Origin of the sequence: Pseudoalteromonas sp. 10-33, from assembly GCF_001469195.1 — a bacterium.
In the GTDB taxonomy this organism is placed as follows: Bacteria; Pseudomonadota; Gammaproteobacteria; order Enterobacterales; family Alteromonadaceae; genus Pseudoalteromonas.
The window spans coordinates 467,985-491,131 of the sequence record NZ_LOFI01000001.1; the positions used below are offsets into that span (position 1 = coordinate 467,985).

Annotated in this window: 24 protein-coding genes; 14 read left to right on the top strand and 10 right to left on the bottom strand. The window is 40.1% G+C overall.

Translation table 11 applies throughout. From position 1 onward, the window contains the following. Window positions 1–3: 3 nt before the first annotated feature. Window positions 4–771 (top strand): TatD family hydrolase, encoded by a 768-nt coding sequence (locus ATS76_RS02145; RefSeq protein WP_058550856.1) that lies wholly within the window; start codon window positions 4–6, stop codon window positions 769–771. Here the strand turns inward: ATS76_RS02145 and ATS76_RS02150 are convergent. Next, window positions 738–1,358: an AhpA/YtjB family protein gene (locus ATS76_RS02150; RefSeq protein WP_058550857.1), complete on the bottom strand. Its 621-nt coding sequence runs from the start codon at window positions 1,356–1,358 to the stop codon at window positions 738–740. The genes ATS76_RS02145 and ATS76_RS02150 overlap by 34 nt on opposite strands. 142 nt (window positions 1,359–1,500) lie before the next feature. Between ATS76_RS02150 and serB the strand changes: the two genes are divergently transcribed. Continuing rightward, complete coding sequence (serB, locus tag ATS76_RS02155; RefSeq protein ID WP_058550858.1) at window positions 1,501–2,520, top strand: phosphoserine phosphatase SerB; 1,020 nt, start codon at window positions 1,501–1,503, stop codon at window positions 2,518–2,520. Window positions 2,521–2,538: 18 nt separating this feature from the next. Here the strand turns inward: serB and ATS76_RS02160 are convergent, their stop codons facing one another. Next, window positions 2,539–5,016: a PilZ domain-containing protein gene (locus ATS76_RS02160; protein WP_058550859.1), complete on the bottom strand. Its 2,478-nt coding sequence runs from the start codon at window positions 5,014–5,016 to the stop codon at window positions 2,539–2,541. Between the two features lie 358 nt (window positions 5,017–5,374). On the opposite strand from ATS76_RS02160, the gene radA reads away from it, so the two are divergent. Next, complete coding sequence (gene radA, locus ATS76_RS02165) at window positions 5,375–6,760, top strand: DNA repair protein RadA (protein WP_058403046.1); 1,386 nt, start codon at window positions 5,375–5,377, stop codon at window positions 6,758–6,760. A 75-nt stretch (window positions 6,761–6,835) separates the two neighbouring features. Further along, entirely contained in the window at window positions 6,836–7,768 is a 933-nt protein-coding gene (locus ATS76_RS02170; protein WP_058550860.1) for a hypothetical protein, read from the top strand. Window positions 7,769–7,844: 76 nt separating this feature from the next. Here ATS76_RS02170 and serA read toward each other — a convergent pair whose 3' ends face one another. The 5 genes from serA to metK form a co-directional block, all read right to left on the bottom strand. Then, window positions 7,845–9,074 carry a phosphoglycerate dehydrogenase gene (gene serA, locus ATS76_RS02175; RefSeq protein ID WP_058550861.1) on the bottom strand — a complete coding sequence of 410 codons (1,230 nt, stop codon included), beginning with the start codon at window positions 9,072–9,074 and terminating at the stop codon, window positions 7,845–7,847. 9 nt (window positions 9,075–9,083) lie between these two features. Beyond that, the gene (gene rpiA, locus ATS76_RS02180) at window positions 9,084–9,737 is read right to left on the bottom strand and encodes a ribose-5-phosphate isomerase RpiA (RefSeq protein WP_058550862.1); all 654 of its coding nucleotides are present in this window, start codon (window positions 9,735–9,737) and stop codon (window positions 9,084–9,086) included. A 53-nt stretch (window positions 9,738–9,790) separates the two neighbouring features. Further along, window positions 9,791–10,387: a 5-formyltetrahydrofolate cyclo-ligase gene (locus ATS76_RS02185; RefSeq protein ID WP_058550863.1), complete on the bottom strand. Its 597-nt coding sequence runs from the start codon at window positions 10,385–10,387 to the stop codon at window positions 9,791–9,793. A gap of 20 nt (window positions 10,388–10,407) precedes the next feature. Beyond that, a complete protein-coding gene (locus ATS76_RS02190) occupies window positions 10,408–10,956 on the bottom strand; it encodes a hypothetical protein (protein ID WP_058550864.1) in 549 nt (182 codons plus the stop codon). Window positions 10,957–11,123: 167 nt separating this feature from the next. Next, window positions 11,124–12,275: a methionine adenosyltransferase gene (gene metK / locus ATS76_RS02195; protein ID WP_058550865.1), complete on the bottom strand. Its 1,152-nt coding sequence runs from the start codon at window positions 12,273–12,275 to the stop codon at window positions 11,124–11,126. A gap of 305 nt (window positions 12,276–12,580) precedes the next feature. Here metK and tkt point away from each other — a divergent pair, with 305 nt between their 5' ends. The 8 genes from tkt to ATS76_RS02235 all read left to right on the top strand — a co-directional run bounded on the left by tkt (window position 12,581) and on the right by ATS76_RS02235 (window position 18,560). Then, window positions 12,581–14,572, top strand: coding sequence for a transketolase (gene tkt, locus ATS76_RS02200; protein WP_058550866.1), 1,992 nt, complete (start codon window positions 12,581–12,583; stop codon window positions 14,570–14,572). Window positions 14,573–14,756: 184 nt separating this feature from the next. Then, the gene (gene ppnP, locus ATS76_RS02205) at window positions 14,757–15,071 is read left to right on the top strand and encodes a pyrimidine/purine nucleoside phosphorylase (RefSeq protein WP_058403038.1); all 315 of its coding nucleotides are present in this window, start codon (window positions 14,757–14,759) and stop codon (window positions 15,069–15,071) included. A gap of 171 nt (window positions 15,072–15,242) precedes the next feature. After that, complete coding sequence (gene hpf / locus ATS76_RS02210) at window positions 15,243–15,599, top strand: ribosome hibernation-promoting factor, HPF/YfiA family (RefSeq protein WP_058403037.1); 357 nt, start codon at window positions 15,243–15,245, stop codon at window positions 15,597–15,599. 139 nt (window positions 15,600–15,738) lie between these two features. Beyond that, entirely contained in the window at window positions 15,739–16,974 is a 1,236-nt protein-coding gene (locus ATS76_RS02215) for an NRAMP family divalent metal transporter (RefSeq protein WP_058550867.1), read from the top strand. A 76-nt stretch (window positions 16,975–17,050) separates the two neighbouring features. Beyond that, entirely contained in the window at window positions 17,051–17,506 is a 456-nt protein-coding gene (locus ATS76_RS02220; RefSeq protein WP_058550868.1) for a GNAT family N-acetyltransferase, read from the top strand. A gap of 78 nt (window positions 17,507–17,584) precedes the next feature. Then, complete coding sequence (locus ATS76_RS02225) at window positions 17,585–17,917, top strand: type II toxin-antitoxin system RelE/ParE family toxin (protein WP_058550869.1); 333 nt, start codon at window positions 17,585–17,587, stop codon at window positions 17,915–17,917. Beyond that, window positions 17,904–18,218 (top strand): helix-turn-helix domain-containing protein, encoded by a 315-nt coding sequence (locus tag ATS76_RS02230; protein ID WP_058550870.1) that lies wholly within the window; start codon window positions 17,904–17,906, stop codon window positions 18,216–18,218. Before ATS76_RS02225 ends, ATS76_RS02230 begins: the two co-directional genes overlap by 14 nt. 6 nt (window positions 18,219–18,224) lie before the next feature. Next, window positions 18,225–18,560 (top strand): hypothetical protein, encoded by a 336-nt coding sequence (locus ATS76_RS02235; protein WP_058550871.1) that lies wholly within the window; start codon window positions 18,225–18,227, stop codon window positions 18,558–18,560. Window positions 18,561–19,283: 723 nt separating this feature from the next. On the opposite strand, the gene ATS76_RS02245 is transcribed toward ATS76_RS02235, so the two are convergent. The 3 genes from ATS76_RS02245 to ATS76_RS02255 all read right to left on the bottom strand — a co-directional run bounded on the left by ATS76_RS02245 (window position 19,284) and on the right by ATS76_RS02255 (window position 21,878). Continuing rightward, window positions 19,284–20,471, bottom strand: a complete 1,188-nt coding sequence (locus ATS76_RS02245; RefSeq protein ID WP_058550873.1) for a vWA domain-containing protein — start codon at window positions 20,469–20,471, stop codon at window positions 19,284–19,286. A 266-nt stretch (window positions 20,472–20,737) separates the two neighbouring features. Beyond that, window positions 20,738–21,586 carry an AAA family ATPase gene (locus tag ATS76_RS02250; protein WP_058550874.1) on the bottom strand — a complete coding sequence of 283 codons (849 nt, stop codon included), beginning with the start codon at window positions 21,584–21,586 and terminating at the stop codon, window positions 20,738–20,740. 52 nt (window positions 21,587–21,638) lie between these two features. Beyond that, complete coding sequence (locus ATS76_RS02255; RefSeq protein WP_058403032.1) at window positions 21,639–21,878, bottom strand: DUF1653 domain-containing protein; 240 nt, start codon at window positions 21,876–21,878, stop codon at window positions 21,639–21,641. 60 nt (window positions 21,879–21,938) lie between these two features. Here ATS76_RS02255 and ATS76_RS02260 point away from each other — a divergent pair, with 60 nt between their 5' ends. Both ATS76_RS02260 and ATS76_RS02265 read left to right on the top strand, forming a co-directional pair. Next, window positions 21,939–22,418 carry a DUF2947 domain-containing protein gene (locus ATS76_RS02260; RefSeq protein WP_058550875.1) on the top strand — a complete coding sequence of 160 codons (480 nt, stop codon included), beginning with the start codon at window positions 21,939–21,941 and terminating at the stop codon, window positions 22,416–22,418. 74 nt (window positions 22,419–22,492) lie between these two features. Next, a complete protein-coding gene (locus ATS76_RS02265) occupies window positions 22,493–23,125 on the top strand; it encodes a hypothetical protein (RefSeq protein WP_058550876.1) in 633 nt (210 codons plus the stop codon). Window positions 23,126–23,147 lie beyond the last annotated feature (22 nt).

A 23,147-nucleotide genomic window follows, 5' to 3' on the forward strand; every position in this document is an offset into this window, starting at 1 on the left:
ACCGTGCAATTTATTGACTCTCATTGCCATCTCGACTTTAGCGAGTTTGATTCAATTCGTGAATCGCTCATAAACGAGTGTATAGCAAAGGGAGTCAATCAGTTTGTTGTGCCGGGTATTACGCTCGCTCAATCGCATACTCTTATCAAACTCAAAGCTACTTTTCCAAGTATAAAAATAGCAGCAGGGTTACATCCTTACTTTTTAGATCAACATAAAGAATCGCACATAGAAGCACTTTTTGAGTTCGGGGTTGCAAATAAGCATCATTTAGTAGCTATAGGTGAGTGTGGGCTTGATAGAAGTATCGAAGACCTTGCAAAGCAAACGAGATTGTTTGAGCAGCAAATAAAAATTGCTAATGAGCTAAATTTGCCGCTTATTGTGCATCACAGACAAAGCCATGATTTAATTGCGCATGCGTTTAAGCGCTGCAAGCCAAAATATGGCGGGGTGATACATGCGTTTTCTGGCTCACTACAGCAAGCACGGTATTATATTAAACAGGGTTTTAAATTAGGTGTGGGTGGGATTATAACTTACGAGCGCGCAGCTAAAACCCGTAATGTAATTACTCAGATTGAACCTCAGCACTTAGTGCTCGAAACCGATTCGCCCTCAATGCCACTAAATGGTCATCAAGGTGAGATTAATACGCCGCTTCATATCCCTAATGTGTTCAACGTACTGTGTAGTTTAAAACAAAGTAGCGATAAAGAGGTGCTAGCTAAAATGCTCTACGACTCTTGCTCAGAGGTTTTTCGTATATAGCGGTTGACTTGCCAACGCTTTAAGCCACGCCCCAGTTGCCATGTGAAAATACATGCAATAACTAGCATTAACAAAACCTGACGACCCAAATCATGAAAATGGCTGTGGCTATCTGAAATAGCAGCTCGTGTTAAATAGGTTACGGAAACAAACCCTAGAGGGCGATCATCATCGCTTACAACGGGCTCTACAAAAGGGGTTTTTAGCTTACTTATTCCTGGAGTCGACTCTGGAAGTTGACCTAAAATGTGGTGTGACTGCCAATTATCACTGCTGGCGACTAAAATGCCTTGGTGATCATAAATGGTAGCCGAAAGTACAAATTCGTCTTTAGCTATATCGTTACATATCGCATTTAGTTCGGGTTTGTTTTTTTCTATCAGTGGCGTTTTAACATTTAATGCCATAAATTGGGTTAAACTTTTTGCCGTGTTATCGGCGCTATCGTACAACAATTGATGACTTTGAAAGCTACTATTTACACCAACCCAGCTAAGTAATACAAAACAGCCCGCAGCTAGCAATAACCGCAAGAGTCGCTTTTTTTGTGATGCTGATATTGGATTTTTTAGATGGTTATTTTTCATAGTCACCGTATATGCTGCTGACAGAATTTTGATTTGATGTTACAACTACTACTATAACCTTAAACTGACCCTGATGGCGAATTTAGCACTATTTTCATCAACTTTTTTAAATCAGGTAAATAAAAATAAACACGGAGATCCCATGTCGCAAATCAGCATGGCACAGCTTATTTCACAGCAATCATTATCAATGTTAACGCTTAACCAATGGTTTGCTCATAAAAATGGGGTTTTTACGCTGTTTGACGGTGTACCAAATACACAAGACGGATTATTTAGCATTGCGTTTGCAGGTGATTTTAATGCAACGAGTATAGATACATTCATTCAGTTTTTAGCTCACCATGGGCAAACGGTTACTGCGCTTTGCCAATATCAACCTGACTTAGGGTTATCACCAGCACTGTGCTTTTATACTCAAAATACAATGCAATCTATCAACCCACTAACGCTTAAAGCGTTTTCAGAAACACTAGAATGTCAACTAGTACAAATTAATACCCCGCCTAACCTATACGAGCCAGGCTTGCTAGTGATGGATATGGATTCAACAGCGATTACTATTGAATGCATCGATGAAATAGCGCGTTTAGCAAATGTTTATGATGATGTAGCATCCGTAACTGCACTTGCCATGGCGGGTAAACTTGATTTTAGTGAAAGCTTAAATCAACGAGTCGCTAAGCTTAAAGGCATTGAAAAAAGCCTTATAGATGAGTTAAAAAGTACCTTACCACTTATGCCAGGCATAAAAGCTTTATGCCAAGTATTAAAACATCACAATTGGTATTTAGCTATTGCCTCTGGTGGTTTTGTACCATTTGCAGAGCGTGTTCAGCAGCTTATTGATTTAGACGAAGTACATGCAAATGTGCTTGAATTCGAAGACGATAAGCTAACAGGTAAAGTGTTAGGTACTATTGTAGATGCACAGCAAAAGGCAGTTATTTTAGAGTCCTTGCAGGCTAAGTTAGGTCTTAAAACAACACAAACCGTAGCGATTGGCGATGGCGCTAACGATCTTGTTATGATGGCAAAAGCTGGCCTTGGTGTGGCAGTACATGGTAAACCTAAGGTTGTTGAACAAGCGCAAGCCGCTATTTGTAAAGGCTCGTTATTACAGTTACTTTATATGTTAGCTATTCCGCTAGGTAAAAAGTAATAGTCAATGTTAAACCGCTCAGCGAGAGCGGTTTAACCAAATCAGTTTCCGGCGTCCCATTTGGTCAACTTTTTGTTGATCGAACTCAAAATGGCTCAACGCTTCTTCGGTAATATCAACCACATCACCTACACCTGTTACAGACCATAAAGCTTCTTCTAACTCTTTGGCTTTATGCAGAGCGTATTGGCTAACATAGCTAAGCTCGTTAGAGAGGTAGTCTGTATCTGGGCGACCGGTACGTGAAATATATAAACGCATAACAAATATAATTTCGGATTTAATCCCTTTGCTAATTTGTTCGTTAAAACTGCTGTAATCTTCACCGAGTATGCACTGACTTTGGATTGCATCGGTGGCTTTATCTTTACGGGGATCAAAATTGATTGCGAGAGTAAACGCAAGCGGTGGGTCTTGCCTGCTGCGATCTTTTATATTTGGGGTGATCACATTTAAAATTTGCTCGTCTGTTAATATACTCGATACATCTGTTTTATTACTAAGTAAGCCAAAGTTTTGCAAAAGTACATGCAGCGGGTTTGAATAAAGACCGAAGCCAATTGCGCCCACTTTAAAATGTGCCGCTTCTTTATGTAAATACAGCGGGAATTGGCAAACACTTTTAGTGACCATGTTTCTTAATGCGGTTGAAAGCCCTTCTATTTTAGGCGCTTCTTCGCTTACTTTTAATTTATTTTTGTTATTTTCAATTAACTGCGTAAAAAAGCTAACGCCTGCATGAGGTAAATCAGCCACTCTATTTGCTTTTAAATTAACGGTGGTCAGTGATTTACTAATGGCCATAACTTCATACTTGAGCTCGCCCAATTTATGTTTTTTAGTTATTTTTTGTAACTCAGGAAATGTTAAAAGGACGATATCGCCTTTTTTAAAGTTAACAGGCTGATCGCACTCTAGCTGCAGTCCCATAACTGAAAAGTCACGAGTATGGCCATTAAGCACAGTATCATTTATATGCAATTTGACGTCGGTTTTATATAAATAACGCTTATGAGAACGTAAATTTACATACTCGAGCGCAACAATGTCTAAATAGGGAGCTGTTTTATGCTTTGCATGACCAAAAAGCTTAAGCTGATTAACAAGTGCCTTATCGTAAGTTCGCGCTTTATAATGAGCTTGCTCAACACTGTTACCTATACTGGTTAGCACCACAATATATTTTACGTCTTTTACTAGTCCTTCAACACGTGGGGAGGGCGGCTTATTGAGTTTTTCAATATTACTGCCCGCAGAGTTAGGCAGTGAAAGCGGTATGTATGCATCATCAGGATGACTTGGCATTATTTGAATTTTAAAACACTGCCAGCTTTCTTTTTGGCTACCAAATCCCAAGAATAAATCACGAAGTTTTGGGTTTTTATTAAGTTCGGTTCGTGTTGCAGAGTAAAAATAAACTTTCCCTGATGAGACGTGAGTAAATGTATACAGGTAATCTTCTTTTACTGCGGTTGTTTGTGTTAATAGTTCCGACACACGTTTGTGGTTAAGTATGTTATATAAACAAGGTACACTTTTTTCATCGGTAAAATAACGCTGAATAAAAATATTGTTTTCGGTGGTTAAGCTTAAGCTAGGATAATACTGGTCATCTTTTTTACTTAAAAACACATACAACGAAGTAACGCGAGGTATGTAATATTGCTCATACCCCTTAGATACAACGGCATCAAGCGTGTTATCTAAATTAACTTTGTAGCGGCGTTTATTTCCGTGGATAAAGCTTTCTAAAAAGTTATCAAAGGCTTCATTATTCTCAACATAAGTTCGCTTTAAGCGAATATGGTTGAATTCACGTGAAATATTCTCAACGGCAACCACTTCATATTGAATACCATTTTTTAAACCTAGTTCAAAGTCTTGTTCTAGGCCCACCAAACGCATTGCTATTAGTTGGCCTTTTCTAATTATATTTCGCTTTGCAAGCTTAATTTTACAGCCACTCAAAGAGATATCAGAGGTACTTGCCTTAATATTTTTGTTATCGTTATATTCAATTGTTACTTTAATTGAATAATTCATTCTTTCTTCTGCGCGGCTTTCGTAAGATGCAAACTTTATTACATTGGTATTTAGTAAATCTTCTTGCTCTTGCTTATTCCCTTTTTCGGCGGCTTCTTTTTGCATTACACGGTGATTATTTTCCGTATTCATAACCGCTTCATAGACAGCAAGTGTGTATTCGCCATGCTGTTTTAGAGCATTTTCAAACACTTCAATAGCCGTTTCATCCATAAAATGCTGTTTACCGTTGTGTTCGTAAGGTTTTACTTGCCCTGTAACTAAACCACGTAGATCGATAAAGCGCGCAACAGGCTGAGAAAGGCGCGACATTTCCATTTTAATCAAAAACTGCTCAGGCTTTGTAAGCTCTGCTGTTTTTGATTTAAAAATTAGGTCAAACTTAGCGTTGCCTAAATATTGTTTTAGCTCATTCACGAGGGACTCGTGTTTGAGCATGATGTCATCAGCCATTTATAAAACCATCACCGTCTCTTTGAAAAGTAGGTATACTATTAAATCCATTTATTAGAAATTCAATAAACGTAAATCATGCTATGTTATTAATATAGGTACGATTTTTTGAGTAACTACAATTTAGTCTTTATTATTATGTGTTATGCGCCATTTTATTGGCAAGTTACTTTTATTCAATTTTAAAGCAAAAACTGTGCCCTAAGATATATAAAAGCAAAACAGTTAATTAGGTAATGATTGTGGCTTAAGAAATTTCCACAGGCAAGCTATGTTGCTATGTAAATAGGTGAAATGGCAAAATAACAACAAAACAATACGTATTTTTAAATTCAATGATTAATAAATAAGGTTATTAATGGCTAAAGCGGCAAAAGTAGAGTTTGTTTGTACAGAGTGTGGCATGAATTACCAACGTTGGCAGGGACAATGTCGCTGCGGTGCTTGGAACACATTAGCTGAATTTAAACCCTCAGCAGGGCAAAGCAAAAAAACTGCAGCAAGAGCAAGTGTTGGCGGCTATGCCGGCGGAGTTGGTGGTGGTTCTAAAAAAATTAATGATATTGCGACCGTTGAAGCCGAAAAACAACTCACTGATATAGGCGAGCTGGATCGAGTGTTAAGTGGTGGTGTTACTACGGGCTCGGTAAATATTATTTCGGGCGATCCGGGTGCGGGTAAAACAACGCTTTTATCTGACTTAGTCGCAAGAATGTCAAAGCGTATGCCATCTCTATACTGTACAGCAGAAGAGTCTTTGTCGCAGTTTAAAAATCGCGTTAACCGCTTAAAGCTAGACTATGACGCCGACGAGCTTTATTTACTCTCAGAAACTAGCGTTGAAACCATTATTGAAGAGCTCGATAAAAATAAAATTAAGTTTGCAGTTATTGACTCTATTCAGGCTGTTGTTACCGATACAGCAAATGGTAGTCCGGGCTCACCTTCGCAAGTTAAAAGTGCAGCTCAAGCGCTTACCCAGTATTGTAAGCAAAATGACGTGACTATGTTTATTATTGCTCATGTGAATAAAAACAATGAAATAGCAGGCCCGCAAACTTTAGTGCACATTGTTGACGCGCTATTACACATAGACACCAATGACGGACAAATTCGTACCTTACGCGCCAATAAAAACCGTTTTGGTGATATTGATACGGTCGGTATTTTTAAAATGTGTGAACGCGGAATGTTAAGTGTAGATAACCCAAGTGAGATATTTTTGTCGGGGTCGACAACTGACTCTCCGGGTTCGTCTATTACCTGTATCCGTAAAGGTAATCGTAATTTATTACTAGAAATACAATGCTTAACAACAGAAACCGAAGCTGAATTTCCACAGCGCGTCTGTGTTGGTTTAAATATGAACCGAATAAAAATGCTTACCGGTATTTTACGCAAGCATACAAAAACTAAAATATTTCATGACACCTTTTTTAATATTGTAGGTGGTTTAAAAATTGATGAGTCAGAAACTTGCATAGATTTAGCGCTCGTTACCGCACTGCTTAGTAGCTTGAATGAATTTGTTGTACCACGCACAACGTGTATTATGGGCGAGCTTAGCTTAAATGGCGATGTCCGCCCAATAGACAGCGGTGTACCTCGAGTTAAAGAAGCTGCGCAGCATGGCTTTACAGAAATATTTATCCCGTTTCGTAATTACCATAAATCAATGGAAGGCTTAGGCGCTAAAATAACTCCAGTAAAAACGGTACATGAGTTATTGAGCCTAATTAATTAACGCTTACAGCGGTTGCTATGCAATGTTACTCTTAAGCAAGTACAATTTTTATAAAAAATAAAATAAGGAAATAACATGAAAAAATTAATAATAGCTGCAGCGATTATTGCCGCAGGTGTTGGCGGCGTTAGCTATGCTAACTATGTTGCAACCCAAGAGGTTCGTGCTGAAGTAGACAAGCAGCTGGCCATGGTGAGTGAGCAAACGGGTGCAACATTTAAATATGCAGGCTTATCAGCAAGTGTTATTTCAAAAAGTGTTGAAATTACAAACATGGAAGTAATAAGCCCTGAGGGCGAGAGTGTTGCCAACGTTCAAAGTATTGAAGTTAAAGGCTACGAAACCGATAAAATTTCACCGCATACATCGCTTGATGTAAAAAATCTGACACTGAGTAAAGACTTTATTGCCACACTGCCAGCTGACACAAACGCAATATTAGCGTCAGCAAGTTACAACCTGCATTCATCCTTAGATTATAATGAAGAGTCGGGTGAGAGCGATATGGTTGTAAAGCTTAATGCTAAAGATGTGATTAGTTTTAATATGGATATAGGATTAGCTAATTCTAAACCGCTTATGGATACGTCGCTTGCTATGAGCAAAGAGCAAAAGCAAGCGGGCGATACCCCTCTAACTTATGAGCAGCAGCTGCAACAACAAACACGTATGATGCAAGCAATGAGCAAACTTGAACCACGTAACGCAAGCTTTGTCATAAATAACCAAGGTAAACTTAAAGAGTTATTAGAAAGTGAGCTTTCAAAGCAAGGTATGACTATTGAGCAAATGCAAACAATGCTAGCCCAGCAGTTAGAGCAAGCACCTATTACTGAAGAAATTGCTAGTGAGTTAACAAGCTTTGCCAGCGGTTTAAATTCGTTAACTGTTTCAGCAAAGCTACCTGAAGGCCAAACTATGATGGAAGTTAACCAGCAATTAATGATGCTAGCTGGTAAGCCAGAAGAACTGGTTAAGTTTATAAATTTAGAAGTTAAGGGCGACTAATCACGATAAGTTGTTAAATCATAATTTAAAAAGCCGCACTTGTTTAATCAAATGCGGCTTTTATTATAGATAATGTTTAGTGAAGAATACGTGCTCTGATTGTTCCTTCTACTGCACTCAGCTCTTTTAGTGCTACTTCAGAGTGGTCGGTATCAACGTCAATTACCACATAACCAATTGCTTCATCAGTTTGTAAGTACTGAGCTGCAATGTTAATGCCGTGCTGAGCAAACGCTTGGTTAATTTGCGTAAGTACACCAGGGCGGTTGTGATGAACGTGCAATAAGCGGCTGCGGTTAGCAAGCTCTGGCAGAGATACTTCAGGAAAATTAACTGCAGTGATAGTCGAGCCGTTATCTGAATATTTAGCTAATTTACCAGCCACTTCAATACCAATATTTTCTTGGGCTTCTTGTGTTGAACCACCAATATGCGGGGTTAAAATAACGTTATCAAAATCACGTAGTGGCGAGATAAATTCTTCATCGTTAGATTTAGGTTCAACAGGGAAAACATCGATTGCTGCACCGCTTAGCTTTTTCTCAGTAAGTGCTTCTGCAAGGGCGTCAATATCAACTACCGTGCCGCGCGAGGCGTTAATTAAAATAGCGCCTTGTTTCATTACAGCAAGTTCAGCTGAACCAATTAAGTTTTTAGTTTGCGGTGTTTCTGGCACATGCAAACTAATTACGTCAGATCGCTGAAGTAGTTGAGTAAGATTATGCACTTGTTTTGCATTACCGAGTGTTAGCTTATCTTCAATGTCGTAAAACTCGACGTTCATACCAATGTTTTCAGCCATGATACCGAGCTGAGTACCAATGTGGCCATAGCCAATAATACCCAAGGTTTTACCACGAGCTTCAAACGAGCCTGTTGCTGTTTTTAACCACTCACCACGGTGAGCCGCAGCATTGCGCTCAGGGATCCCGCGTAGTAAAAGCAAAATTTCGCCAAGTACTAGCTCTGCAACAGAGCGAGTATTAGAAAATGGGGCGTTAAATACTGCAATGCCACGTTCGCGAGCACTATTTAAGTCAACTTGGTTAGTACCGATACAAAACCAGCCTATAGCAATTAGCTTTTCTGCTGCATTTAAAACAGCTTCATTAATATGAGTACGAGAACGCAGACCTACAAAGTGCGCGTCTTTTATACGCTCTTTTAGCTCGTCTTCAGGCAGCGATGTTTTAACGTAGTCTATATTGCTGTAACCATTTCGTTTTAGCGTTTCAACTGCGCTTTGGTGCACACCTTCAAGCAAGAGAATTTTAATTTTGTCTTTTGCTAACGATACCTTACTCATAACCTCATCCTATTTAATTTGAGGCCCATTTTTAGTGCCGATAATTACTTTATCAGCACCACGCATCGCAAATAGGCCATTGGTAACTACGCCAACAATTTGATTTATATCTGTTTCAAGTTGTTTAGCATTGGTAATATTTAAATTATATACGTCTAAAATAACGTTACCGTTATCGGTAACTACACCTTGGCGATAGACTGGATCGCCGCCTAATTTCAATAATTTACGTGCTACGTAACTGCGCGCCATTGGAATAACTTCAACTGGAAGTGGGAAGTCACCCAATGTGTCTACTAGTTTTGTGTCGTCAACAATACACACAAACTGCTTAGCAACTGCAGCCACAATTTTTTCACGGGTAAGTGCTGCACCACCGCCTTTGATCATTTCGTTTAGGGCGTTAATTTCATCCGCGCCATCGACGTAAACATCGAGTGTATCTACCTCGTTTAGCTCAAATACTTCAATGCCGAGTTCTTTTAAACGTGCAGTTGAGGCTTCAGAGCTTGATACAGCGCCTACCAAGGTATCTTTAACGGTGCCAAGGGCATCAATAAAGTGATTAACGGTTGAGCCTGTGCCTACACCTACTATGGTGTTTTCTTTTACAAACTCGAGTGCAGCCCATGCGGCTGCTTTTTTTAATTCATCTTGTGTCATTATTTTGTGCTCTTGTATGTCAAACGTGTGCTGTAAGCATGTGAATAATCACATCACCAGCAGTAATTTTTGCTCGGTGTTATTATAGTTTTAAGTGGTACGTCCCAAGATTCTACTGGTAATAAATCAACTTTTTGGCACTCATGTGCAAGGCCTATAAGTTGTGGTTTTTGCCAGTTTTCATCATGTAAACGAGCCAACGTTCTATCGTAAAACCCACCTCCCATTCCTAAGCGATTACCTTGGTTATCGAATGCAACTAACGGCATAAGTAAGTAGTCAAGCTTGGGTAAAGGGCATATTTGACTGCAATTTAGCTTAGGTTCAAAGATACCATAGCGATTTGCCCTCATGGGTGAGTTTTTCTCATAGCGCTGAAACAATAAGGTGGCGCCATTAAATGGGTGTATTACTGGTAGGTAAATAACGTGATTTAAGTTCCATAATTCTTTAATTAACAAGGAGGTATCAAGTTCTCCGTCATTACTTAAATAAATGGCGATATGCTGACTTTCAGCTGTTTTTTTTGATTTTAAGTATTGAATAAAATTCATACTTAATGATTGAGATGCTAAATTTTGCTGTTTACTAGACAAATTATTACGTAATTCGCGAATGGATTTTCTTATTTGGGCGCGTGATTCGCTCATTTTGTAAACTTACCACTTAGTTAAAAAGAAACCAGATCAGGAAACGCCAAGTACACCGCAAGTATAATAAGCAACGTAACAACCGTAGCAATTAACGAATAAAGCAATGCATTACTGCGTTTTTTAGGCTGAGTTATTAGCTCATCTTCAAGCAATAGCTCTTCGTCTTGCCATTCGTCTTCATCTACTTCAGGGTTTTTTGTTTGGTTTTCGGGTAGGCGCTGTTCTAAGTCTTCGAGTTTTTCTTCTAACCTAATTAAGCTGCTAGTTATGTAGTCTAGCGCATCAAAAATACGTTCATCTCGTTGGTTATCACTTACCGTTTGAGTGGCTTTTTCTGTACTTGTTGATACCGCTTGAAGTTTACTTTTAATGCCCAAACCCACAAGTAGCTTAGCTTGTTTTAACGCTTTGTTTTTATCGCTAGGCGCAAATAAAGGCTTACCATTAAAAAATAAGGCTACTTTTTCTTCTGAGATCTTTAGTTTTGCCGCCAGGTTTGTACACGCTGTTTTTGTGTCAACGTTATCAGCGAGTCCAGCAAACATAACGCGAAAATTATCGGTCATTTAAATATCCCTAAAGCTTTATAATTTAATGAGTATATACCTAAAGTATAAAAAAGTTCGAGGACCAATTAATAGTTATTTGTATAACCATAAATTAGCAGTGTTAAACAAAATAAGAAGCTATAAAAAACGGCCCTTAAAAGGACCGTTTTTTTATTGCTTTGGTCTTAAAGACCTGAAGCTGCGCGAAGTGCTTCTGCTTTATCTGTGCGTTCCCACGGGAATTCGTCACGGCCAAAATGGCCGTAAGCTGCAGTAGGAAGGTAGATAGGGCGCTCTAAATCAAGCATTTGAATTAAGCCGTATGGGCGTAAGTCAAAATGTTCACGAATTAGTTCGATTAAACGTGCTTCTTCTAATTTCCCAGTTCCAAACGTTTCAACACTGATTGAAGTAGGCTCTGCAACACCAATAGCGTAAGACACTTGTAATTCACACTTATCAGCAAGGCCAGCAGCTACTACGTTTTTAGCCACGTAACGTGCAGCGTATGCAGCTGAGCGGTCAACTTTTGATGGATCTTTACCAGAGAAAGCACCACCACCATGACGGGCCATGCCGCCGTAGGTATCTACGATGATTTTACGACCAGTTAAACCACAGTCACCCATTGGGCCACCAATTACAAAGCGACCTGTTGGGTTAATGAAGAATTTAGTTGCGCTTGTGATTAGTTCAGCAGGAAGTACTGGCTTGATGATTGTTTCCATCACTGCTTCAACTAAGTCATTTTGTGAGATATCTTCGTTGTGCTGAGTTGACAGAACAACTGCGTCAATACCAACTGGCTTGCCATTTTCGTATGCAAAAGTAACTTGAGATTTTGCATCTGGACGTAACCAGTTAAGCTCGCCGCTTTTACGCACTTGCGCTTGGCGTTGAACTAAACGGTGAGAATACGTTATTGGTGCAGGCATTAATACTTCGGTTTCGTTACATGCATAACCAAACATTAAACCTTGGTCACCAGCGCCTTGTTCTTCTGGGCTAGTGCGGTCAACACCTTGGTTAATATCAGGAGACTGTTTACCAATTGTGTTTAAAATTGCACACGAGTCTGCATCAAAACCCATGTCTGAATGCGTGTAGCCAATTTCACGTACTGTTTTACGTGTAATCTCTTCTATATCAACCCATGCGCTAGTCGTGATTTCACCACCAACCATAACCATACCAGTTTTCACGTATGTTTCGCACGCAACGCGGGCATGAGAGTCTTGCTCTAGGATAGCATCAAGAACCGCATCAGAGATTTGGTCGGCGATTTTATCCGGATGACCTTCAGAAACAGATTCAGAAGTAAATAAATGTTTTGCCATTGTATTTCTGCTCACAAATATTGCGCTTCACAAACGTCGGTATTAGCGCTAAAAAATTAAGGGGCGTATTTTATCTAAAACAAAACACCTTGCATAGTGTTTTTACGCCTAGACGTCTAAATAAAATTAGTTATGACATTATGGTCTTAAAAAATATTCATAATACCTCATTTTTATAGGGTTTTTAATTGCACACAGCCCCCACAATAAGTAAGAATGGTCGTTATAACAGTGCTCATATAATTTGAGTACATAAACGAACACATAAATACCCGCGCAAATACATATATAAGGTAGGAGAATTCATGCCATCTCGCAAAGAACTTGCAAATGCTATTCGCGTCTTGTCAATGGACGCAGTACAAAAGGCCAAATCTGGTCACCCTGGAGCCCCTATGGGCATGGCTGATATCGCAGAAGTATTATGGCGCGATTATCTAAAACATAATCCATCAAATCCAGAGTGGGCAGACCGAGATCGATTTATTCTTTCAAACGGCCACGGTTCAATGCTTATCTATTCTTTATTGCACTTAAGTGGTTATGATTTACCGCTGGACGAAATTAAAAACTTCCGTCAAATGCACTCTAAAACACCAGGTCACCCAGAATATGGTTATGCGCCAGGTATCGAGACTACTACGGGCCCATTAGGTCAAGGGATCACAAACGCGGTAGGTATGGCAATTGCTGAAAAAGCGCTTGCGGCACAATTTAACCGTGAAGGGCACGACATTGTCGATCACCATACCTACGCATTTATGGGCGACGGTTGTTTAATGGAAGGTATTTCGCACGAAGCCTGTTCACTTGCCGGCACATTAGGCCTAGGTAAGCTAGTTGCCTTTTGGGACGACAACGGTATTTCTATTGATGGTGAAGTTGAAGGTTGGTTTAGCGATGACACACCAGCACGTTTTAAAGCATATGGCTGGCACGTAATTAGTGATGTTGATGGCCACGACGGCGATGCGGTAAGTGCTGCAATAGCAGAAGCAAAAAGCGTTACTGATAAACCAACGCTAATTTGTTGTAAAACAATTATTGGTTACGGTTCACCTAATAAATCAGGTAGCCACGATTGTCACGGTGCACCACTTGGCGATGACGAAATTAAAGCGTCTCGTGAGTTTTTAGGTTGGACAGGCGATGCCTTTGAAATTCCTGAAGACATTTACGCACAGTGGGATGGAAAGGCTAAAGGTCAAGAGCTTGAATCAAGCTGGGACGAAAAGTTTGCAGCCTATGCAAAAGCACACCCAGAGCTTGCCGCTGAATACAAACGCCGTACAAATTCAGATTTACCTGCGGATTGGGCTGAAAAGTCTCAAGCGTACATTGAAGAGTTACAAGCAAACCCGGCGAATCCAGCGTCACGTAAAGCGTCACAAAATGCATTAAATGCATTTGGCCCATTATTACCAGAATTTATGGGTGGCTCTGCCGATTTAGCAGGTTCAAACTTAACAATTTGGGATGGCTCTAAAGGCCTAACTGCTGACGATGCAAGCGGAAACTACGTTTACTATGGTGTACGTGAGTTTGGTATGTCGGCTATTATGAACGGTATTGCGCTTCATAAAGGGTTTATTCCATATGGTGCAACGTTCTTAATGTTTATGGAGTACGCACGCAACGCAGTGCGTATGGCTGCATTAATGAAGCAACCAAGCATTTTTGTATACACGCACGATTCAATCGGTCTAGGTGAAGATGGTCCAACTCACCAACCAGTTGAGCAAATTGCCAGCATGCGTTTAACGCCTAACCTTTACAACTGGCGCCCATGTGACCAAGTTGAGTCGGCAATTGCATGGCAACAAGCTATTGAACGTAAAGATGGTCCTACATCGTTAATATTTACACGCCAAGGCTTAGAGCAACAAGCGCGTGACGCACAACAATTAAGCGATGTTAAAAAGGGTGGTTACATTCTAAGCTGTGATGGCAACCCTGAGCTAATTATTATTGCAACAGGCTCTGAGGTGCAATTGGCACAAGATTCAGCTACTGAATTACGCAGCCAAGGTAAAAAGGTACGTGTTGTATCTATGCCATGTACTGATGCATTTGAAGATCAATCTGCACAGTACAAAGAAAGCGTATTACCAGCAAGCGTTTCACGCCGCGTAGCGGTAGAAGCGGGTATTGCAGATTACTGGTACAAATACGTAGGCTTAAATGGCGCAGTAGTGGGTATGACTACTTTTGGTGAGTCTGCACCAGCTAACGAGCTATTTGAGCACTTTGGCTTCACAGTAGAAAACATTGTAAGCAAAGCAAACGCCCTTTTTTAATCGCTTTGATTAAGTAAGTTAAGCAATCTAAAAACCCGCATATGTTTGCGGGTTTTTTTATGCCTTATATGAAACAACTTCACCTTACCCCGTATCGCTTTTCTTGCAAGAAAGTGAGCTATCAGGCAAGGTAGTGCGATAAAATTTATGAATCATAATATTTAAATTAATAGCAGGAGCTAAAATGTCTCAGTTTGAAAATGTAAGTGTAGTTAAAAAAGCAAACGTGTATTTTGACGGTAAAGTATCGAGCCGTACGGTTGTGTTTAGCGATGGAACAACTAAAACACTAGGCTTTATGCAGCCGGGTGAATTTGTATTTGATACCAGTAAAAAAGAACTCATGGAGTTGTTAGGTGGTCAGTGGGATATTTTATTACCAGGCGAGAGTGAGTGGAAAACATTTAACGCGGGCGAATCGTTTAATGTAGATGCTAACGTAAGCTTTAAAGTAAAAGTAACAGACTTTGCCGATTACTGCTGTTCTTACACAGACTAAACGTTAGACGTCTGAAAGCCCATACCTTATGGGCTTTGCATAAAGTTTGCGCAACCTATGATTTAAATCAGATAAACGAGTAAATAAACCTCAAAAATCTCTCTTTTTTCCTTGTGTTAATCTAAATAGCCCCCAATACTATTTATGAGGTAACAAATAAAAGGATACCCTATGAAAATTAATCTTTCTGGTCACCATGTTGAAGTTACTGACTCTATTAGAGAGCACATCAACGAAAAATTTTCTAAAATTGAGAGCCATTTTCCATCACTTATTTCTCTCGATATGATCTTGTCTAAAGAGCATCATAAAATCCAAGCAGAAATTAGCACTAATTACGAAGGTGCGCGAATATCAGTAAAAGGGGAAAACGAAGTAATGTACCCAGCTATTGCAAGCGCAGCTAAAAAACTCGATGCAGCACTAAAACATCGAAAAGGCCAAATAAAAGCAAACTTACACGAAAAGCCTGTTAGTACAACACCAGAAATAGCTCATGAGATCATCCAAGAGATGGATCTTAAATAAACGGTCAAAATGTTACATAAAAAAGAGCCTTTAGGCTCTTTTTTATTGCCTGTAATTTAGGTAAGTTATTCGCTCTTTCGGTTTATTAATTGTAAAAGTTAATAAAAAGAACACACGGCACACATATTTTGAGAAATTAATGCAGCAAACACAAGCAATATGGAAATCTCGCATAGGCGCCCTTGGCCCGGGTATTTTAATGGCCACCGCCGCAATTGGAGGCTCACACTTAGTTGCATCAACTCAAGCAGGCGCATTATTTGGTTGGCAACTTTTTTGGCTTATATTGGCGGTAAACGTATTAAAATATCCTTTTTTTCGTTTTGGTATGGAATACACCTTAACCACTAAGAATAGCTTAGTAGAAGGCTATAAAAACAAAGGGCCCGTTTATTTTTATAGCTTTATAGGGCTTAACATACTTGCAGCCATAGTAAATACCGCTGGTGTATTACTGCTCACAGCAAGTTTACTGCATTATGCGTTGCCAATAGTGATAGAAGTAACGCTGCTATGTTGGATATTGCTCGGTGTATGCTTAGCCATATTATTGTTAGGGCACTTTAAAGCGCTAGACAGCGTTGCTAAAGGCATAATGGGGCTATTAACGTTAGCTACAGTTATTGCACTGGTTATTGCGTTTAGTAATGACCCAATGGCGCCAGCTGATTATGTTGGCCCATCACCTTACGAGCTGGCTATGCTAAGCTTTATGGTCGCGTTAATGGGCTGGATGCCAGCACCAATAGAAATATCGGCGCTTAGCTCGCTTTGGCTAAAAGAAAAACAAGCCCAGCAAACAGTCACTAAAAGCCAAGGCTTGTTTGATTTTAACGTAGGGTATTGGTTAACAGCGTGCTTAGCATTGGTGTTTTTTAGCTTAGGCGTGCTGGTGCAATACGGGCAAAGCAGCAATATAGAACTTGGCGGTGTTGCTTTTGCTAAACAACTTATCGATATGTACGCACTCACAATAGGCGAGTGGGCAAGGCCGCTAGTATCAGCCATTGCTTTTTTATGTATGTTTGGCACCACACTCACCGTGCTTGACGGCTACGCGCGTACACTTAACGAATCACAAAAACTACTTGGTTTTAAGCAATCAAAACACAGCTTAAATAGTTGGCTTGTACTACAAGCACTAGCTGGCATGGCCGTTATTTTATTTTTTAAATCAGCCCTTGGCCCCATGCTTACCTTTGCCATGACACTTGCTTTTGTAACCACCCCCGTTTTTGCATGGCTTAACTTTAGCCTTGTACGCTCAGAGCCCGCCATTAAACACAGCGTGCTATTACGCAGCTTAACGTGGTTAGGGCTAGTGTATTTAGTCGGTTTTGCTGCTGCGTTTGTAGTGTGGAAATTAGCAGCTTAAATTTCGCTATTTACTTAAGGGCTTTACTTAAGTGCATTAGTTAAAGCCCTAAAGCTTAAAATTAAACGAGGCATAAATGGATATAAGAACAGGCGAGCTTTCAAACCCCCACGTTATAAAGTTACTACAAGCGCATCATAACGATATGCTAAAACACTCGCCTGTAGAAAGCGTACATGCGCTTGATGTAACTAAACTCACTCAGCCCAATATAATCTTTTATAGCTTATGGATTGATAATAATTTGGCGGGTGTTGGCGCATTAAAAGCGCTCAATGCCACTCATGGCGAAATTAAATCAATGCGCACTTCAAGCAGCTATTTACGCCAAGGCATCGCTGCTAAATTGCTCACGCATATTATTGAGCAAGCAACTTTGCGAGGTTACAAAAAGTTAAGCTTAGAGACCGGCACGGCAAAGGCATTTTTGCCCGCACAAAAGCTTTATACTCAGTTTTGCTTTAAAGAGTGCGAACCGTTTGGTGATTATGAGTTAGATCCGTATAGCTTGTTTATGAGTAAAGTGCTTTAGCTAAAGCAAGAGATACCTGCCGCTACTTGTCTAAAATCTTTAATTGAATTTGTACGCTATCTGCGTATACTTTAATGTATGAAAAGCCTATTTGTTGAATCAAACATATTCGAAAAGTACCGAGAGTTGTACTTGAGTGATGACGAGTATCGTTTATTTCAAGCAGATCTCATGGTTAACCCAAAACAGGGCGATGTTATTCAAGGAACAGGCGGCTTACGTAAAATACGAGTTGCGAGCAAAGGAAAGGGTAAGCGTGGTGGTTCAAGAGTTATATATTATTACTTGGACGACAAAAGACGTTTTTATTTACTCACTATTTACAGTAAAAACGAAGTAACCGATTTAACAGTAGATCAGAAAAAGCAATTAAAAGAATTCTTAGAGGTATGGCGTAATGAGCAAACGTGATTTATTTTCAGAATTAACTACAGCACTTGTGGACGCCAAAGCGCATTCACAAGGAAAACTTACGTTACGTACTCATACGGTAAATGATATCAACGATCTTGCTATCTCACCTGATGAAATAGTAAATATTCGAGAAACATTTAATATGTCGCGTGGTGTATTTGCAAACATTTTACATACTTCAGCAAGAACGCTCGAAAACTGGGAACAAGGACGGAGTGCACCGAATGGGCAAGCGATAACTTTATTAAAGCTTGTGCAGCGACACCCTGAGACACTAAATCAGATAGCTGAGTTGTAGGGTTTTATGGAATACAACGCCATTGAAATTGAAACTATTCAGCTGAAAGTTATAACAGAGGCAATAGATGAAATGGTCAATCATGAGGCCATGAATTTCCCGAAACGAAATACTGATGTAATCGTAGGTTTTTCGTCAAGCACTCACAAAAAAGTTTTTAACATCTTACTTGTAGATTTCCTATCAAATCTTGATAAAGGTTTATTTAATAACTCTTCGTCTTGCCTCAAGGCATTAAGAGAAGTATGTAATAGCCCATCCTTCAATGCTAGCAACTCAATAGCCTGTCTTGAAAAAATGTTTTTATTTTTAAAGAATGGCTTGAGGAAGAAGTTAGCATAGATACGTGGTTTCCTTCTATTGAGCTGAATATAGACTTAAAAATTCGACGTTTTGATTTTATAAAAATCTGCGGTAATACCTGCAAGCACAGTCTTGGCAGACTTACTAAAACAGCAAATGATCTGCGCAAAATATTTCAAAATAATGGTAAAAACATATCAGAAGAAGAATCATTCCTAGCGCTTGAAGACTTCCATGAAAGGTTTCATACAGGCATATTAAGCTACCACGCTAGCTACCTTTGTGAAATGATAAATAATATTCGCTGGGGGATACATTTATATTTGCTTCCAGAGTTTCAGCGTAGTCATACATGGATAAATAGGGATGAAGGTAGTTATAAGTACTTGATTCCTTGTAATATAAAAACCCAGTTTACGAAAAACTGTTACTGGGAGTTAATGAATGAAGTTAGGAGGAAGCCTCATGTTCAACCGTTCTCCGCTGATAAAGATCTTAAAATTGAGTATTAAGTAGCTTTCGGGGTACAATAATTTTGTTGTTTTCGATGGCGCAATTTATGCGAGTGTTATTTGCAACTCGGTAAGTGGGTTGTTTCTAGTTAATTCATCATTTTTGGCGGATGCCGCGGCTTCGTCACTTATCCCACTTACGCCAAAAGTAACTTTGAAAAGGTTGGTTAAGTCGAAGGCGTCACCCAACAAAGTTATAGGCTCACGCCTGAAGTTCAGTTGCTAGCGTTGAGCCGAGGTAAATTAATATCTAGCTCAGCTCTTTTATTGCTCTACTTATCCCATCTAAACTCAGCGCATACATGCGGTTGTTCATTAGCTGCTTTATAAAATCAATTGATTGATAGTACGGCCAGTGTTCAACGGGTTGTGGGTTGAGCCACGCGACTTTATCAAAGTGATTTGTTATACGTTGCAACCATGCACTGCCGGGCTCTTCATTGTAATGCTCTACCGAGCCGCCCGGGTAGGCTATTTCGTATGGGCCCATAGTGGCATCACCCACAAATATTACTTTATAGTCGCTGGTAAACTTGTTTATGAGCGTCATGGTGTCAATAACGTTTGAATGGCGGCGCGCATTGTCTTGCCATACGTGCTCGTATAAACAGTTATGAAAGTAGTAAAACTCTAGGTGTTTAAATTCGCCGTGGGCGGCGCTAAATAATTCTTCGCAGGTATGAATGTAGTCATCCATTGAGCCGCCAATATCAAATAGCATCAATACTTTTACGGCATTATGGCGCTCGGGTGCCATTTTTACATCTAGCATGCCGCCTTGTTTGGCAGTTGCACGAATGGTCTCGTTTAAATCAAGGGTGTCGCTTGCGCCAGTGCGGGCAAATTTGCGTAGCTTTTTAAGGGCCAGTTTTATGGTGCGTGAACCAATTTCGAGGTCAGAATCTAGGTTACGGTATTCGCGCTTATCCCACACTTTTACTGCTTGGCGGTTGCGGTTGCCGTCTTGTCCTATACGCACGCCTTCTGGGTTATAGCCGTATGCACCAAAAGGTGATGTACCGCCGGTGCCCACCCATTTATTGCCGCCAGCGTGGCGTTTTTGTTGCTCTTCTAAACGCTCTTTCAGGGTTTTCATTAGCTCGTCTAGCCCACCCATCGCTTTTAGTTGGGCTTTTTCTTCATCGCTTAGGTGCTTTTCAAACTCTTTACGCAACCAATCTTCAGGTAGGTTGTGTTGCTGCTTTAAGCTCTCGAGCAGGTCTAAGTCGGCAATACCGCTAAAGTAGTCGCTAAAGGCTTTGTCAAACCTGTCAAAATGAGTTTCGTCTTTTACCATTATGGTACGGGCTAGATGGTAAAAGGCGTCTACGTCGGCAAATATAACGCCTTTTTTTAAGGCGTTAATTAAATCGAGCAGCTCGCGCAGGCTTACCGGTAGGCGGTATTTGCGCAGTTTGAAAAAAAACTGTACTAACATATAAGGGCCTGTTTATCTTTCGAGGTTAAATTTGCAGCAGTGTGTTTGGTATTTAGGCAAGGCAGAGCCTATGTAGTGTGGTTATTCCCCATAAATAGGCGATAACACAGCATAAATACCAAACACGCGCTGCCTGAAGGTTCGTTCTAGGGACGATTAACTCTTTGTTGCTCGGCTTTTACTTAGCCCACTAGGTTACAAACCTCGCGCCATGATTAAATCGTCCCTAGTTAGAACAAATTTTAATCCTGAAAGGTCAACAGGCCCTAGCGACGGCTCATAAACGCGAGTTTTTCGATTAGACTTATGTCTTGCTCGTTTTTAAGTAAGGCGCCAAACATTGGCATTAAACCGCCTTTTTGTGCTTTGTCGTGCAGTGTTTTTGCGTCTATGTCTTCTGCCATTAAAAGCTTTAACCAATCGAGTAATTCGCTGGTGGAGGGCTTCTTTTTCAGGCCATTGGCTTCACGTAAGTTAAAAAATACCTCTAGCGCTTGGCGTACTAAATCTTGTTTAACATTGGGGTAGTGTACGTCAATAATTTGCTGCATTTCGTCACTACTTGGAAAATCAATATAATGAAAAAAGCAGCGGCGTAAAAAGGCATCTGGCAATTCTTTTTCATTGTTTGAAGTGATGATCACAATAGGGCGCTCTTTGGCTACAATGCGCTCGTTGGTTTCATAAACATGAAACTCCATTTTATCGAGTTCGAGTAGTAAATCGTTTGGGAACTCAATGTCGGCTTTATCTATTTCATCAATTAAAAGTACAGGGCGTTTACCGTTAAGCTCGGCATAGTTAAACGCTTGCCACAGTTTACCTTTAACAATATAGTTGCCAATGTTGTGTACGCGTTCGTCACCGAGTTGGCTGTCGCGCAGGCGCGATACGGCATCGTACTCGTACAAACCTTGCTGCGCTTTGGTGGTCGATTTAATGTGCCACTGAATAAGCTCGGTATCTAAACTTTTTGCAAGCTCTTCGGCCAACATGGTTTTACCCGTGCCTGGTTCACCTTTAATTAATAATGGTTTTTCGAGCATAATGGCAGCATTTACAGCCTGTTTTAGCGAGCTGCTTGCGATGTAATTGTCAGTAGAATTAAATTGCACGGTTTACCCTTGTCTGGTCTGAGCAGTATTGAATGGGCTTATAATGCCACAGTTAATCTGCAGGTCCAAGGTAGGCAAAACGAGGTATAGTTTTACCCTCTTTTTCAACGGTTTCTAAAAACATACTAAGTGGGCGTGCCCAAATACCAAATTCACCGTACAAGGCCTGGTAAATAACTAGTTGCTCGTCTGTTTCGCTATGGGTTGCTTGATATAAAACTTTGTACTGCGGGCCTTTGTAGTGTTGATATAAACCTGATTTGAGGGAAATTGGTTTTATTGCTGTAGTCATGTTTTGATCTCTTGTATAATTTACGTTTGCACTTTGAATGCTAACTAATTTGCCAATATTATGAACTATATTTCGTTAGATGATTACAAAAAGGCGTGGGTTTTTCGCCATAAAGATATTCCGGTATCAAGCGATGACGCAGTTAAAATAAAACCAATGAGTGACGAGCGCGCAGCGGTGCTTTGGAGCACAATGGTAAGTCGTGAGTTTGACCACCCCGATTTTTTTGATGACAGCATGTGGTGCGGCCAAGATAAAAGCTTTAGTGGTGAAGTTAACTGGGAAGCTGCTTGGGAAAATGGCGATGCTTTACCACCTCAAGAAATTTTAGAGTTTTTAGGATGGGAAGCAAATACCACTGTTTATTTTTGTATGGCACGCGACAATATTATTGAGACGTCGTTTGATGTATTTAAACGTAATTGGCAAAATTTTATGTTTTTAGCCGATGGCAGTTTACTAATTGGTAAAAAACGCAACAGTGTTGTGCAATTTTTAGAGTCGGGGAAAGCTAAGTTAGGTGAAAAGCCAAGCGCTTAATTTATTATGCATGCTTAAAAACTATTCAGTACTGTGTTATAAAACAGTTATCTGAATGTTTTTGAGTAGAACAATTGGTCGCGAAAAATCAGTCACTTGGTGAACAGCAGCAAGTTGAAATTTGGCAAACTGATGCGCAAAAAGCGCTTTATGCGCAGTTGTGCAATGCATTTTATCAGCGAGAAGTTCAGCGGTTAGTTGCTGAACCTAATGCCGATAAGCTGCGTAGGCAGTTAAAAAGTTTGCCTTATTACATTGAACGAGCTGCATCGCTTGTAGTAAACGGGCATTCACCTTTTACGCTTGATGCACAAAATGGCACGTGGCTCGAAAAACAAAAAGCAACACCGCCCGATGTAAATGAACAAGCCAATGAACTTTTTTTTCATGCACATGCCAAAGTGGGGTTGATTGTTCCTGTTATAGTAAACCAATATGACAAGTTACACCTCAGAATAGACAGCATTGATCAGGTGTCTGAAAATAAGTTGCATTGCAACGAGCTAGGGTGGTTTGATTTTTTAGGTAATGCCCTAGAGCAGCAATATGCACAACTTTTAAAGCCAAGTAAGTTGAGTTTAGCCGCTGCGTGCTGTGGGCATCAGTGGCAGTTTTCAAAACGTTGCACGCCACGTATTTTATCATTACGTGAAATGCTACTGGCAGGGAATATTAACTGGCGCAATATAAAACGTCCTTTAGCTTAGTTAAGCTAAAACTTTTAAATTA